15 protein-coding genes and 1 other annotated feature (1 of these 16 cut by a window edge) are annotated in these 13,667 nt (G+C 39.2%); of the genes, 3 read left to right on the forward strand and 12 right to left on the reverse strand.

Annotation, left to right across the window (positions count from 1 at the left end):
* Positions 1 to 110: 110 nt before the first annotated feature.
* Together LQE94_RS14380 and LQE94_RS14385 are read right to left on the reverse strand one after the other, a co-directional pair.
* Positions 111 to 347 (reverse strand): hypothetical protein, encoded by a 237-nt coding sequence (locus tag LQE94_RS14380; RefSeq protein WP_240578013.1) that lies wholly within the window; start codon positions 345 to 347, stop codon positions 111 to 113.
* A gap of 19 nt (positions 348 to 366) precedes the next feature.
* Positions 367 to 1,482: a relaxase/mobilization nuclease domain-containing protein gene (locus tag LQE94_RS14385; RefSeq protein WP_240578014.1), complete on the reverse strand. Its 1,116-nt coding sequence runs from the start codon at positions 1,480 to 1,482 to the stop codon at positions 367 to 369.
* On the opposite strand from LQE94_RS14385, the gene LQE94_RS14390 reads away from it, so the two are divergent.
* The gene (locus LQE94_RS14390) at positions 1,481 to 2,023 is read left to right on the forward strand and encodes a helix-turn-helix domain-containing protein (RefSeq protein ID WP_240578015.1); all 543 of its coding nucleotides are present in this window, start codon (positions 1,481 to 1,483) and stop codon (positions 2,021 to 2,023) included. The two genes, LQE94_RS14385 and LQE94_RS14390, sit on opposite strands and share 2 nt — an antisense overlap.
* Before the next feature lie 44 nt (positions 2,024 to 2,067).
* Positions 2,068 to 3,162, forward strand: coding sequence for a tyrosine-type recombinase/integrase (locus LQE94_RS14395; RefSeq protein ID WP_240578016.1), 1,095 nt, complete (start codon positions 2,068 to 2,070; stop codon positions 3,160 to 3,162).
* A gap of 176 nt (positions 3,163 to 3,338) precedes the next feature.
* Here the strand turns inward: LQE94_RS14395 and rpsI are convergent, their stop codons facing one another.
* From rpsI to LQE94_RS14440, 9 genes are all read right to left on the reverse strand, one after another.
* A complete protein-coding gene (rpsI, locus tag LQE94_RS14400; RefSeq protein WP_022076324.1) occupies positions 3,339 to 3,731 on the reverse strand; it encodes a 30S ribosomal protein S9 in 393 nt (130 codons plus the stop codon).
* A gap of 26 nt (positions 3,732 to 3,757) precedes the next feature.
* Positions 3,758 to 4,186 carry a 50S ribosomal protein L13 gene (rplM, locus tag LQE94_RS14405; protein WP_022076325.1) on the reverse strand — a complete coding sequence of 143 codons (429 nt, stop codon included), beginning with the start codon at positions 4,184 to 4,186 and terminating at the stop codon, positions 3,758 to 3,760.
* A 232-nt stretch (positions 4,187 to 4,418) separates the two neighbouring features.
* On the reverse strand, positions 4,419 to 5,555 hold the full coding sequence (fliB, locus tag LQE94_RS14410) for a flagellin lysine-N-methylase (protein WP_240578017.1): 1,137 nt from the start codon (positions 5,553 to 5,555) through the stop codon (positions 4,419 to 4,421).
* Between the two features lie 77 nt (positions 5,556 to 5,632).
* On the reverse strand, positions 5,633 to 6,961 hold the full coding sequence (locus LQE94_RS14415; protein ID WP_240578018.1) for a M18 family aminopeptidase: 1,329 nt from the start codon (positions 6,959 to 6,961) through the stop codon (positions 5,633 to 5,635).
* Between the two features lie 76 nt (positions 6,962 to 7,037).
* Positions 7,038 to 7,673 (reverse strand): endonuclease III domain-containing protein, encoded by a 636-nt coding sequence (locus tag LQE94_RS14420; protein ID WP_022076328.1) that lies wholly within the window; start codon positions 7,671 to 7,673, stop codon positions 7,038 to 7,040.
* A 31-nt stretch (positions 7,674 to 7,704) separates the two neighbouring features.
* Positions 7,705 to 8,895, reverse strand: coding sequence for an SGNH/GDSL hydrolase family protein (locus LQE94_RS14425; protein ID WP_240578019.1), 1,191 nt, complete (start codon positions 8,893 to 8,895; stop codon positions 7,705 to 7,707).
* Between the two features lie 10 nt (positions 8,896 to 8,905).
* Positions 8,906 to 9,553, reverse strand: a complete 648-nt coding sequence (locus tag LQE94_RS14430; protein WP_240578020.1) for a 4'-phosphopantetheinyl transferase family protein — start codon at positions 9,551 to 9,553, stop codon at positions 8,906 to 8,908.
* A gap of 6 nt (positions 9,554 to 9,559) precedes the next feature.
* Positions 9,560 to 10,219 carry a YkgJ family cysteine cluster protein gene (locus tag LQE94_RS14435; RefSeq protein ID WP_240578021.1) on the reverse strand — a complete coding sequence of 220 codons (660 nt, stop codon included), beginning with the start codon at positions 10,217 to 10,219 and terminating at the stop codon, positions 9,560 to 9,562.
* A gap of 11 nt (positions 10,220 to 10,230) precedes the next feature.
* Complete coding sequence (locus LQE94_RS14440; protein ID WP_022076332.1) at positions 10,231 to 10,473, reverse strand: hypothetical protein; 243 nt, start codon at positions 10,471 to 10,473, stop codon at positions 10,231 to 10,233.
* Positions 10,474 to 10,681: 208 nt separating this feature from the next.
* Between LQE94_RS14440 and LQE94_RS14445 the strand changes: the two genes are divergently transcribed.
* On the forward strand, positions 10,682 to 11,992 hold the full coding sequence (locus LQE94_RS14445; RefSeq protein ID WP_240578022.1) for an alpha-amylase family glycosyl hydrolase: 1,311 nt from the start codon (positions 10,682 to 10,684) through the stop codon (positions 11,990 to 11,992).
* 52 nt (positions 11,993 to 12,044) lie between these two features.
* On the opposite strand, the gene tyrS is transcribed toward LQE94_RS14445, so the two are convergent.
* Positions 12,045 to 13,268, reverse strand: coding sequence for a tyrosine--tRNA ligase (tyrS, locus tag LQE94_RS14450; protein ID WP_121056896.1), 1,224 nt, complete (start codon positions 13,266 to 13,268; stop codon positions 12,045 to 12,047).
* 207 nt (positions 13,269 to 13,475) lie between these two features.
* Positions 13,476 to 13,667: a binding site (T-box leader), on the reverse strand (it continues 53 nt past the right edge of the window).

The raw sequence follows: 13,667 nt of genomic DNA on the forward strand, positions 1-13,667 counted from the left end.
TTTGTGATTATTCAGTGCACAAAAAAAGAAAATATTTTACAAGTCTTTTCATATAATGAACCCGGTCAAAAATGACCGGGTGACGCTAACATTTTTTACAATGCAATATTTTACAGTATCCATCCAATTAAAAATCCCACAATCAAAGTTCCAATAGAAACTATTTGCCAGAATTGCATTCTATTTTTCATATCTAGAACTTTATCGTTTGTTTTTTTGTTTACCTTATTAATTTCCTCTCTGAAATTCTTTTTTGCCATGAAAGTTTTCTGTCTTTCTTCTGCCACCTGATTCAAAGCATCATCTCTTTCTCTTCTCATCTTTTCGTATGCAGTTACGTTCGACATATTTACCAGTCTGTTCAGCCTAGAGTTCTGGACCCGAACGTCTGCGATTTCTCTTTCGAGCTTCTCTTGTTGCTCTCTCAGCGTCCAGCCTCCTCTGTTCCGCAAGTTGTCGTTCTCGATGCTCAGTTGTTGATTGAGCCTCGTTATATCGGACAGATCTGTTAGAACTTTCCGAAGTTCTTCTTGCAGATTGTGATTCACTTCTGATAGCTCCTGATTCAAACACAAGCTCTCTCTGAGCTTTTGTGACATTTCCTGCATCAATATCTTCGAGTTCTCTGTAGTACTGCTCAAGTTCTTGCTCTGACAATTCGGTGTTTTCTCGCTGTCGAATAAATTCACGTTCCAGCCCCTCCTTTCTTACATCCAGATGGAATGTTTTGAACAGATTAGAATCTCTCACTTTTTTACCATCTTTGTTTTCAAAAGTAATATGATTTCTGGAATCTTTCCAATGAACATTCCATCCGGATAGCTTCATCCTCTCTATAAATTGATCTCTGCTTATACATTGCTTCATGGCATTCACCACTGCCATCGCACAATCCCATAAGTAACTTTTCTTTGCATCATTTTTAAACATCTGGTACTTGTCCTGATTCCAGGTAGTTACCTCTCCGGTTTCCATCGGTGTACCATCAAAATGTTTACCCTTTTCCGCTACCGTCAGATTCCGCTCCTTGCACATTTCATTTGTCATAAGCTTCATCCGCTCTAAGTCTTTTTTTGAAGTGTGATATTTTCTCCCATCTTCATAGCTGACGGAATTTGTTACCAGATGACAGTGAATGTGATCCCGATCCTGATGAACGGCAATGACCGTTTGAAATCCAGCAAACCATTTTTCTGCAAATTCCTGACCAAAGGCAAAGGCTTCTTCTTGTGTAATCTTTTCATCCTTGTGCCAAGAAATGATACTATGTGAACACATCCGTCCTTTATCCTTATGCCAGATTCTCTTTTCCTGCAAAAATGATTGATAAGCAAAATTGGCATTTAATTCCTTATGATGATATGTACCTGTGATTGCTGTCAGCGTTTGTTCTGTCTTATCGAATCGTAGCACATATGCTAAACAATTTTTTAATCCGCTGTGGCTTTTTGGCGGCTTAGTAATAATCTTATTAATTGCCATGGACGTTCACTCTCCTCTCTCATCTTCTGTAACAAAGCTTGGTAAATCTCTTCGTACAATCCAGAAATATGAAAGTGGAGAGATTGAAGTATCGATCGGTGTGATCAACGATATTGCCAAAGTACTGGACACCACCTCAACTTATCTCATTGGATATCAGGCTGAAGCAAAAACCATCACAAATATGGCAGATGTGATGCAGTTTCTCTTCCATTTAGATCAGTTGAATGAATTAGGTTTTTCCATTGATGTAAAACGTCCACCAAATCACGATGGTTGGGAATGTTCTATTACATTCAATGGCAAAGATACCACTGCTTCTGAAAATGCCGATATGTGCCTGTTTCTGGAAGCATTTAATGAAAAACGAGAAGAATATGCTTCCTATGCTCAAACAGCACAGGCGTACCAGAATTGGAAAGATAAAACGCTCGCCTATTATGCCAACACTACTCTTTCCGAAAAAGAAGTTGAGGAACTTACAGAGGATGAACGTATTAAAAAAAGAAATGCTTTACTAGATGAACAGTTTGGAATTTAGGCTCTTAAAAGTTGCTATATGCGACAAAAAGGAGGCTAAATTATATGAAATTACCGAATGGTTATGGAAGTGTTACCAAGATGTCAGGGAGAAGAAGAAATCCCTGGGTTGTCAGAAAAACAGACGGATACGAACTCGATCCGGAAAAAGGGACAAAGAAACAAAAATATATCATTATAGGTTATGCTCCTACAAAGGCAGAAGGCTTGAAAATGCTGGCTGATTATAATAATAATCCATTCGATGCAAAGGCTGCCAAGATGACCTTTGAAGAAGTATTTGAAGAATGGTCGAAAACAAAGTTTCCTACCATATCAGAAAGCAATGTAAAAGGATACAATGCATCCTACAGAGCTTGCAGCTATCTCTACAACAAGGTATTTAAGGACATTAAGTTGGCAGATCTGCAGTTTGTAATTGATGATTGCGGCAAGAATTATCCAACATTGAAAAAGATTAAGGTATTGTTCAATCAGTTGTATGCATATGCTTTGAAATACGATATCTGTAACAAAGATTACTCGACATATGTCGATGTTGCAAAGTATAAGGATTGCAACCCAAACAAACATGACCGGAACAAGTTCAGTAAAGAAGAAGTCGAACGAGTATGGACAATGAAAGATGATCCATACTATCAAATTGTTCTGATGCTTCTCTACAATGGTTGCCGAATCAGCGAATTTCTGGATCTCAAGAAAGAAAACGTCCATCTGGAAGAACAGTATTTCGATGTCATCGCCAGCAAAACCGAAAACGGACTTCGAAAAGTTCCAATTCCAGATACACTTTTACCTTTCTATCAAGAATGGTATGACCGTCATCCGGAATGCGAATATCTCTTAAGCACACCTGACGGGAAACACTTCCTTTATCGAAACTACAAAGACAGTTATTACACCACAATCATGGAACAGATTGGAATTAAATGGTCGCCACACTGTACACGCCACACTACAATCTCCATGATGAAAGAACACAGCATTGATGAAACTACCATCAAGAAGATTGTTGGACATTCTGGAGCTATGACGCTTACAGAACGTGTCTACACACATCTTGATGTCCGGGTTCTGATCGATGCCATAAACAAAATTGTGGGAGAAAGAGAGAATGGAAAGGAGCATCTGACCACATAGTTGCTGTGATTTTTGATGCATACGTGCTGCATACTTGCTACATATCCACAAATTTCCACCACGTTTCTGGACTCCCATAAAGATTCGAGGGTAAAGAAAAACCCCAGAAACACAAGGTTTCTGAGGTTTTGTATACATTTTCTCGTCCCAAACGATTATCTCTTTGTGAACCGAAATTAACGTTTGCTGAACTGAGGTGCTCTACGAGCTCCTTTGAGACCGTATTTCTTACGTTCTTTCATACGTGGGTCACGTGTTAAGTATCCAGCTTTCTTAAGAACTGGTCTGTACTCAGCATCAGCCTCAAGAAGTGCTCTAGAGATACCATGACGGATAGCTCCAGCCTGTCCTGTGTATCCACCACCGTGAACGTTAACGATTACGTCAAATTTATCAACTGTTCCTGTAGCAACGAGTGGCTGACGAACAACTACTTTCAGTGTCTCCAGTCCTAAATACTCGTCGATATCTCTTTTATTAATTGTAATTTTTCCTGTTCCAGGTACAAGGTAAACTCTTGCGATAGATTTTTTTCTTCTTCCTGTTCCATAATATTTTGTATTAGCCACTGTAATGTCCTCCTTTCAACCTCTCATTAAAATGTCAATACTTCTGGTTTCTGAGCCTGCTGTTTGTGCTCTGGTCCAGCATATACGTGAAGTTTCTTAATCATGTCTCTTCCCATAGGTCCTTTTGGAAGCATTCCTTTAACAGCGAGTTCGATAACTTTTTCAGGTTTCTTAGCCATCATCTCTGCTAATGTAGTCTCTTTCATTCCTCCTACATAATCAGAGTGGTTGTAATAGATTTTCTGCTGAAGTTTCTTTCCTGAAACTTTAACTTTCTCTGCATTAACAACTACTACATAATCACCTGTATCAACGTGTGGTGTGTATTCTGGTTTGTTTTTACCTCTTAACACTTTTGCGATTTCTGAAGCCATACGTCCTAATGTCTGACCTTCAGCGTCAACCACATACCATTTTCTTTCAATCTTGTCTGGGTTAGCCATATAAGTTTTCATGGGTATTCCTCCTACTAATAATCATCATATAACATCGTTTTTTTACTTTTTTTATATGAAATCAGCCTACTCCGGGGCTTTGGTGTATGCTGTTTCTCCTTTTTTCATGCTGTACTATTATATTATGTAAACCCTTGTTTGTCAATATATATTTTTTATTTTCTTACCCTTATTCACAACAAACGTTACTGTTCACAGTACCTGTGACCAGCAACGCTTTCTCCTATTCCCACTACCTGAATAACAATTTTTCTTCATCTAATATATTCCAATATCGTTTCAAGTTCTCATCTGAGTGCTCTAACTCTCTTGAATATCGATACGCAATACTGCACACATCTTCCAGATCAAGCTGCTTTTCATTTTTCAGCCAGGTTGCCGCCATCAAATTCCAGATAACACTGACTGCTGCCACCGCCATCTCTGCATTTACCAAAATGCGTTCATCATAAACAGCTCCACAAAAATATGTGTAAATAAAATACACCATCAATTGTTCGCACTGAATGTTCCAGTCCCACTGATACTCTGTCTGAATCCACTCGCTAAATTCATCCATAATCTCTGCATACACATCTTCCCCTTTTCCAAACAGGCGGACTTGTGCCTCTTGAAGAAGCATATCCCACTCTTCTTTCAAAAGCTCCAATTGATATAAATCTTCTATCACTCTATGTGCAAACTGATATTGTGCTTTTATATTTTTTCTATATCTATCAACTTTTCTGCCAGCCGATGAAAAATATGCCTGCTTGCGATAATTTTCAATTACATCTCCGCAGCCGAACAACTCATCTGCATCAATGCGATTTTGCATATCATAAGCCATCCCAAGGCATAAAACGATTCTATTTTCAATCGGCAATTTTCGATTCTGCAGCAACTCGATCATCAGCTCTCTGGCATCCACTAGCTGGGAATAGAGAAATGGTGAAAAATCGTCCCATTCTTCCTCTTCTTCTGTTTCACGATATTGAAATTTCACCTTTTCTTTTCTTGAAAGCAGCAACTTTGCGACTTCCGGACAGGAAAGTGACAGGGATGCCTCTCTTACATTTTCAAATTCTTCCATATGTCTTGGATACTGTCTGCATGTCCTGCATAGACTTTTTTCTCCAAGATTCAAATACATATCGCACAAATTTTCTTCTGTTAAAAAAGCACATCTTTTTTCTTTATCTTGTTTAAATGTTTTTTGAAGCCAGTGTATGGAATGGTGAAGTTTCTTTTTGTACGCACTTTTTTCGCCTCGATATTTTTTCATCGATGCAGAATCAATTACAATCTGCCAGCCGGCACAGCAAGTATCTTCGCATTGTTCAGCTGTACATGTAAATTCTTTATAATAATCCGGTCTTGTATATAACATTTTATCCTAACCTCTATGTTATCCTCTGTTGAAAAATGTTCTTCTTCGAACATCAAATCTCCGTTCATTTCCCTACATTATTGCAGCTCGTACACTCCATATTCCGTCTCTACACACGATGTTTCAAAAAATGTTTTTGCCGCCTCTACAAGGTATCCGGTATCTTTTATTCCCGCAGTCTCATATGGTGAATGCATTGCCAGCTGTGGAAGTCCGATATCAACACTGTTCACAGCCACCTGATTACCGGAAATATTTCCAAGCGTAGAACCTCCCAGTATATCTGAACGATTATGGAAAACCTGTGTCGGAACATTTGCCTTTTCACAGATTTGTTTAAATACAGCAAATGCCATTCCGTCTGTTGTATATTTTTGATTTGCACTGATTTTAATCACAACACCTTCGTTTAACAACGGATGGTTTGTCGGGCAGGCTTTATCTGCATAATTTGGATGTACGGCATGTGCATTATCTGCTGACACCATAAAACTTGATGCAAGTAATCTGTGGTAGTCGCTGTCATTTCCTTCCAGGCTCTCATTGATTCTATACAACGTATCATATAAAAATGTAGATGCTGCTCCTTGCTTTGTTTCGCTTCCGACTTCTTCATTATCATAGACACAATGAACCGGTATACTGTTCTTTGTCTCTGCCTGCAAAAATCCTTTTAACGAAGCAAATGCACACTGTAAGTCATCCAGTCGTCCAATTGATAAAAATTCCTGATTTGCACCCCATATACTTCCGTTCTGGCGGTTGTACAAATACAAATCATTGCCTATGATTTGCTCTTTTTCTACCCCTGCTTCATCCGCGATCATCTGTGCAAATTCACCCTCTTCACCTGACATTGAAAACAATGGCAGCATATCTTTCTGTACATTATATTGATAGTTGTTATTTGCATCACGATTCATATGAATTGCGAGATTTGGAATCATCAAAAGATCGCGGTCTATAGAAACCAGCTTGCTCACAAGCCTGTTTCCTTCCTTTATGATTACTCGGCCGGCAACCGACAGCGGTCTGTCAAACCATGGTGCACAGAGCATCCCGCCATATTTTTCTACGTTCAATTTCACATATGCCTGTTCCACCTTCATCTCCGGATTTTCTTTAATACGAAATGTTGGTGAATCGCTATGGCTTGCCATAATCTGAAACCCCTGTGGTTTTATTTCTGGTATGCGAAATGCAATGATTGCTGAACCATTTCGAATTACATAATATTTTTCTTTGCTCTGTAATTCCCATTTTTTCCCTTCCAGCAATTGCTGATAGCCTTCTTTATCCAATCTGTTTTTCATCTGTTCTACAGCATGAAATGCAGTTGGACTTTTTTCTATAAACTCAAATAATTCTTTTGTTATTTCAATGTCTTTTTCGTTTACTGCTTTCATTTCCTTTTAATTCGCCCTTCTATTAAATTTAACGTGTCCTTTATACCAAACTGTCTCATCTAACTATTCCGAAATCTTAAACACCTTTTTTCTTGCAAATATCTTCGAGACAACATTTATCACAATGTGGTTTTGTTCGTGCTGTGCAGACTTCCCTCCCATGATATACGAGTCTGTGACAGAAATCACTTCCTTCTTCCGGCGGAATGATTTTCCATAATGCCATCTCTACTTTCTTTGGTTCCTTTATGCCGTCAACTAATCCAATACGATTTGTCAGACGAATGCAATGTGTGTCTGTCACAATTGCCGGTTTTCCGTACACATCTCCCATGATCAGATTTGCACTTTTTCTTCCAACTCCCGGAAGTTTCAACAGTTCATCAAAATCATCCGGGACTTTTCCACCATATTCTTCTTTTATCATCTTCATGCAGGCACTAATATCTCTTGCCTTACTCTTTCCAAGACCACACGGACGCACTATCGCTTCAATGTCCTCTACATCCGCCTCCGCCAATGCATTTACACTTGGATATTTTTCAAATAATCCTTCCACAACCACATTTACTCTTGCATCCGTACATTGTGCAGCCAGGCGCACACTAACAAGTAGTTTCCATGCATCATCATAATCCAATGTACACCCTGCATCCGGATATTCTTTTTTTAAACGCGCGATTACCTCTGCCGCCAATTCTTTTTTTCTCACTTCAATACCCGCCTTTTCTCTTTGTCACGTATCACTTTTTACCACTCTGTTTATTTCTTTCTTCTTTTTCTGTTTTCTTACGCAATAATGCCATAAGACCAACTGCAACCGCGAGCGATGCACAGCTTACCACTGTCTTTCTTCTCTCTTTTTTTTCTTCCAGAGCTTTCTTTTCTGCTTCTTCCTGCTCCTTCTGACGTTTTGCTGCTTCCAAAGCTTCCTGTTTCTCCCGTTCCTGTTCTTCCCGGTATTCTCTTATTGCCTCAAATGGCTCTGAGGTTGCAGTTTCTTCCATCAAATCACATATCAGCTGTTGCCCTTCCTGGTTTGGATGAAGTCCATCTGACTGCACTTTTTCTCCTATACCGGAATCCAACAGCTCCACTACCTTATAATCATAATCATCAGCGTAAGATACAATGATATCATTCATCTTTGAAATCAGACCTTCAACAATACTGTTCAATGTTCCGGGAAGCTCCATACTTTCTACCGGATTGTAGATTGTTGTAACTATCATCTCGCTATTTGCCGGTCGCATCGAATCAATATTTTCCATTGTAAGCTTCCAATCGTCTTCAAATGAGGTGTAATCCCAATTGCTGATTGCGCTGACTACTTTTACAAGCAGCAGCGGATTTGCCTTAATTCCGTCTTGCAACGCCGCTAAGGCCTGATTTGCCGTTGAAAACCTGGTATTATTGTTCAAAATTTCTTTTGATACCTTTTTAAACTGATTCATAAGATCATTTGCCCCAATCGTCACCGTCACAAAATCAGCTTTTTGTAAAGACTCCTGCACTTGTTTTCTTTTCAAAATAACAGAATTCAGCTTCGTTGTTGTCAATCCGTTCTTTGTATCTTTTGACAGCTCAACATCTTCTCCCGCCATTTCTTCCAAATCATGTGCAATCAATTGCGGATAACTAATAATCTCTGATTCTGGATCTGCACTATATCCATTTGAAATACTGTCTCCCAAAGCGACATACTCTAAAATACCATCATCCTGTATTTCAACATCTTGTCCTTCTAACTCCTGTGTTACCGGATCTTGAGTTTCTAAATCTAAAGCGTCTGAATCTTGCATTTCACCATCCTGCATTTCAACTGCTTCTGATTCTTCCGCCACCGCACAAATCGGTGTAGCGATACCGCCTAGCATAGCTGCCGCCATTACTATTCCTAATATTCTTCCTGTTCTCCACTTATGTTGTCTCATTTTTTACACTTCATTTCTTTACGCATAAACATATTGCTGCTTTATATTTTGTTCCTTTTTTATCTGTTATTTCCAACTCTTGAAAATCATATTCTTCTTTGTTTATATGTTGTCTTATCTCAACACGTTCTCCCAATTGAAAGCAAAACGAATCCAATGGCAACTTCATTCCAAGACCTGTCACTTTCATAAAACTTTCTTTTAATGTCCACAAACGATAAAATTCTTCACATCGTTTATGTTCATCCTCTATTTTCATCAAATGCTCATATTCCTCCGGACAAAAAAAGCGTTCCGCCAATTTTTCTTGCGGTTTCCCGATTTCTTCGATATCACACCCTACTTCCCGGTCTGAAAATACTGCAAAAACCATATTTCCGGAATGTGATAAATTAAAATGAATCTCTGGATATTCTTCCAGATAGGGCTTTCCATTCTCCCCTGTTTTAATTTTCACATCACGCTCACAAATATTATATTCTCGCAGCCCCCGCTCCAGCAAAACGCCTGCTCCAAGAGATAATCTTTTCGCATTGTCCACCCGATATGCATCGATTTTCTTCTGCCTGCCCTTTGAAAGCATCGCATAATGTTTCTGAAAGCACTGCGGATCTTCGAATTTTGTAACATCCAACTGATATATTTTCACTTGTTTCATTTTCACTTAAATTCCAAGTGCATTTTTCACTTGCTGAAGCCTTTCATAAAATTCTCCATAGAATTCTTCACTCTCATATGCTGTCTGGTAAAACATCTTCAAAACATATAGATTTAAAATTCTTGTATTCTCTTCATCCAAAGTCTGTATTCCTGCTTCACAATCCAGCAAAAACCGGTGCCAGTCTGCTATGTATTTCTCATATGCTGACAGATTTGGAATCCCCAGCCATTTTTTTATCTTTACTTTGCCGCGATTTTCTTTTTTGCATTCATAAATTTGTAAAAAATATTTGAATCCTTCCTCTTCGTAATAGCGGCCCAATGGAAATAATCTGCAAATTCCCGGACGAAATTCATGTACTCTGCAACGTCCTTCGGCATTTAAAAATGCACATGCCTCTGTCTGTCCTGCTAATTTTAAATTAGGCAGAATCATACCGTCCACTACATTGAGCTCAATATATTTCTCCATGAGTGCCGCAAAATCCAATCCAATCCCTCTTTGCAGGCGCCAGATATCCATCGGATCTAATACTATGGAAGTTCCCATCCCATGGCAGCACGCCGAACACCCCTGACAGTCAAAGCAGTCTGCTTTTACCATATCATTTGCTGTATATAGTCTTCCATCTGAAATCTCACTCAACTCAACATTCCGTTTCATGTCTTTCTTCCTTATTCATTCATATTTAAATTTTTCAATGTCTCGATCAATTCCAGATCTGACTGCTGCACTTTAATATTACTTGTCATGCTTTTTCCTTCCGGTGTGCGCACTGTCATTTCAATAACCATGCCTTCTTTAACACCTTCTGCTCCAACGGCTTTAAAAAACGGCATTACTCTTGGGTGATTTGCATTAAATGTTTTTAATGCTGACTGTAATTTCATCATTGTTCCAATATTTCCAAAATTCATGATTTTTTCGCCTTCCTTATTCCAATTTTATAACTCTTTTTCATGCATTTTATTTTGCCCTTTCCTTTAGGAAATGTCAAGCCGAAGCCTTTCACTGAAAAATCATATTTTTTAAATTTTCTCTATATTTTTTATTACTTTTTACTAATTTATGTTATAATAAAAAGGATTTTTACTAGATTTTTAACAACAGGAAGAGGTGTTTTTTATGTGGGCTTATAATGAAACTTTTTATCAAATATATCCGATTGGATTTTGCGGTGCACCGGTGCATAATGATGGGGTGACTGTTCCGAGGATCAAGAAGATTGGTGAATGGAGCGAATACCTTGAGACATTAGGTATCGGTTCTATTATTTTAAATCCTATATTCGAATCTGATAACCATGGTTATGATACTCGCGACTTTAAAAAAATAGACTGTCGTCTCGGAACAAACGATGATTTTAAAGAAGTTTGTCAGACACTTCATGAGCATCATGTAAAGATTATGCTGGATGGCGTATTTAACCATGTCGGACGCGGCTTCTGGGCATTTCAGGATGTACAGGAGAAAAAATGGGATTCTCCTTATAAAGACTGGTTCCACATCAGCTTTGACGGAAACAGCTGTTATAATGATGGCTTCTGGTATGAAGGATGGGAAGGACATTTTGAACTGGTAAAATTAAACTTACAGAATCCTGCAGTCGTAGATTATCTGTTAGACTGTGTTCGTTTCTGGATTGATGAATTCGATATTGACGGACTACGTCTCGATGTTGCTTATAGTCTGGATCACAATTTCATGCGTCGTTTGCGTCATTTCTGCGAAGAATTAAAACCAGGATTCGCATTGATTGGAGAAGTACTCTTTGGTGATTACAATATTATTGTAAATGACGAGATGCTTCACAGTTGTACAAACTATGAATGTTATAAAGGCATTTACTCTAGTTTTAACAGCATGAACATGTTTGAGATTGCACATTCACTGAATCGTCAGTACGGCCCTGAACAGTGGTGTATTTATCGAGGAAAGCATCTTATGAACTTTGTTGACAACCACGATGTTACTCGTATTGCCAGCATTCTCACAAACAAGAATCATTTACCACTGACTTATGGCATTTTATTTGGTATGCCTGGCATTCCATGTATCTACTATGGAAGTGAATGGGGCGAAGAAGGTGTCAAAGCTCCGGATAATGATTATGCACTTCGTCCATGTTTCGATGCTCCGAAACCAAATGAATTGACTGAGCTTATTGAAAAGCTCATTGTAATCCGCCGTGAAAGCGATGCACTTTGTAATGGTGGATACCGCAATGTCGTTCTTACAAATCACCAGCTTGTCTTTGAACGCCGCAGCGACAGCGAACGGGTTCTTGTTGCAATCAACGCCGGGGATTGTGACTTTACTGCCGGAAATGGTGAGTTGAATGGAGATTATACTGAATTGATCACAGGTGAAACCGGAAACCTGTCAGGATTACTCAATATGCCGGCTTATAGTATTCAGTATTTGAAGATGAACTAAGGGAGACCAATGGCCTCCCGTCCCCGTTGTCCTGCCCCGAATGGCACTAGTTCTATTTCACAACTACTTTACGGAAGTTTTTCTTTCCCTTTTTCAGGACAATTCCTTCTCCTGCAAATTTATCTTTTTCAATTGTCGCATAGATATCTGTCACTTTCTCACCATCTACTGCAACTCCACCCTGCTGTACAGCACGTCTTGCTTCTGATTTTGAAGATACAAGTCCACTCTTAGCAAGCAATGTAAGAATATCAATTGTTCCTTCTGTCAAATCTTCTTCTGTTAATTCTGCTGTTGGCATATCAGCTGCATTTCCCTGGCTGAACAAAGCACGGGCACTTTCCTGTGCACGAACTGCTTCTTCTTCACCATGAACAAGTTTTGTTAATTCAAATGCAAGAATTTCTTTTGCTTTGTTCAACTGGCTTCCTTCCCATGAATCCATTTCATCGATCTGCTCTAATGGAAGGAATGTCAACATACGGATACATTTAAGTACATCAGCATCCGCTACATTTCTCCAATACTGGTAGAAATCAAATGGAGATGTTTTGTTTGGATCAAGCCAAACAGCACCTGACTGTGTTTTTCCCATCTTTTTACCTTCTGAGTTCAGAAGCAGTGTGATTGTCATAGCACTTGCATCTTTACCAAGTTTACGACGAATCAACTCTGTACCGCCAAGCATGTTCGCCCACTGGTCATCTCCACCGAACTGTAGGTTACATCCGTAATTCTGGAATAACTCATAAAAATCGTAGCTCTGCATGATCATGTAGTTAAATTCAAGGAATGTAAGACCTCTTTCCATACGCTGTTTGTAACACTCGTGTGAAAGCATACGGTTTACGCTGAAATGTGCACCTACTTCACGGAGTACTTCGATGTAATTCAAATCCATCAGCCAGTCAGCATTATTTACCATCAATGCCTTACCTTCTGAGAAATCAATGAATTTACTCATCTGTTCTTTGAAACAGTCACAGTTATGCTGAATCTGCTCCGGTGTCATCATCTGACGCATATCAGATCTTCCTGATGGATCACCGATCATAGCTGTACCGCCACCAATCAATGCGATTGGTTTGTTTCCTGCCATCTGCAGACGTTTCATCAGACATAATGCCATGAAATGTCCTACGTGTAAGCTATCTGCTGTCGGATCAAATCCGATGTAAAATGTTGCCTTTCCGTTGTTGATCAAATCAGAAATCAGTGCTTCGTCTGTCACCTGTGCGATCAGGCCACGTGCTTGTAATTCTTCGTAAAGTGTCATGTTTGTGTTCTCCTTTTTTATATTATATTTTTGTAAGTGTGTTTCTGCGTTTCTACGACAATCCATCGCTAAGTGTTCACAACAATGTAACACCATCGTCACTAGGTTCGATAGAACCTCACCAAGTGTCGAGGTGTGTGTTCTCACTAAGCTCGATAGAACCTCGCTAAGTGTTCACAACAAAAAACGTCCTTACAATTAACTAATTGTAAGGACGAGTATTATTCTCGTGGTACCACCTTTATTCACAACAGATTCACATCTGCTGCCTCAACAGCAACTATCATTGCCTTAGCATGTTAACGTCTGCCAGTCCGTCGCAGCCTACTTGTTATCCGTTCGGTGCGCAGCTCCGAGATGTATTCATAGCTAATCGTATCATGCGCCTCTCATCACCCG

The organism is Mediterraneibacter sp. NSJ-151 (genome assembly GCF_022487435.1).
Taxonomy (GTDB): Bacteria; Bacillota; Clostridia; order Lachnospirales; family Lachnospiraceae; genus Schaedlerella; species Schaedlerella hominis.

Bases quoted from the DNA above. Each gene is read 5' to 3' on its own strand.
- tyrS (WP_121056896.1), bottom strand. From the start codon at position 13,268: ATGACACTTTACGAAGAATTACAAGCACGTGGCCTGATCGCACAGGTG.
- LQE94_RS14380 (WP_240578013.1), bottom strand. From the start codon at position 347: ATGTCGAACGTAACTGCATACGAAAAGATGAGAAGAGAAAGAGATGAT.
- LQE94_RS14435 (WP_240578021.1), bottom strand. From the start codon at position 10,219: ATGAAACGGAATGTTGAGTTGAGTGAGATTTCAGATGGAAGACTATAT.
- fliB (WP_240578017.1), bottom strand. From the start codon at position 5,555: ATGTTATATACAAGACCGGATTATTATAAAGAATTTACATGTACAGCT.
- LQE94_RS14390 (WP_240578015.1), top strand. From the start codon at position 1,481: ATGGACGTTCACTCTCCTCTCTCATCTTCTGTAACAAAGCTTGGTAAA.
- LQE94_RS14415 (WP_240578018.1), bottom strand. From the start codon at position 6,961: ATGAAAGCAGTAAACGAAAAAGACATTGAAATAACAAAAGAATTATTT.
- rplM (WP_022076325.1), bottom strand. From the start codon at position 4,186: ATGAAAACTTATATGGCTAACCCAGACAAGATTGAAAGAAAATGGTAT.
- LQE94_RS14385 (WP_240578014.1), bottom strand. From the start codon at position 1,482: ATGGCAATTAATAAGATTATTACTAAGCCGCCAAAAAGCCACAGCGGA.
- LQE94_RS14430 (WP_240578020.1), bottom strand. From the start codon at position 9,553: ATGAAACAAGTGAAAATATATCAGTTGGATGTTACAAAATTCGAAGAT.
- LQE94_RS14440 (WP_022076332.1), bottom strand. From the start codon at position 10,473: ATGAATTTTGGAAATATTGGAACAATGATGAAATTACAGTCAGCATTA.
- LQE94_RS14395 (WP_240578016.1), top strand. From the start codon at position 2,068: ATGAAATTACCGAATGGTTATGGAAGTGTTACCAAGATGTCAGGGAGA.
- LQE94_RS14445 (WP_240578022.1), top strand. From the start codon at position 10,682: ATGTGGGCTTATAATGAAACTTTTTATCAAATATATCCGATTGGATTT.
- LQE94_RS14425 (WP_240578019.1), bottom strand. From the start codon at position 8,895: ATGAGACAACATAAGTGGAGAACAGGAAGAATATTAGGAATAGTAATG.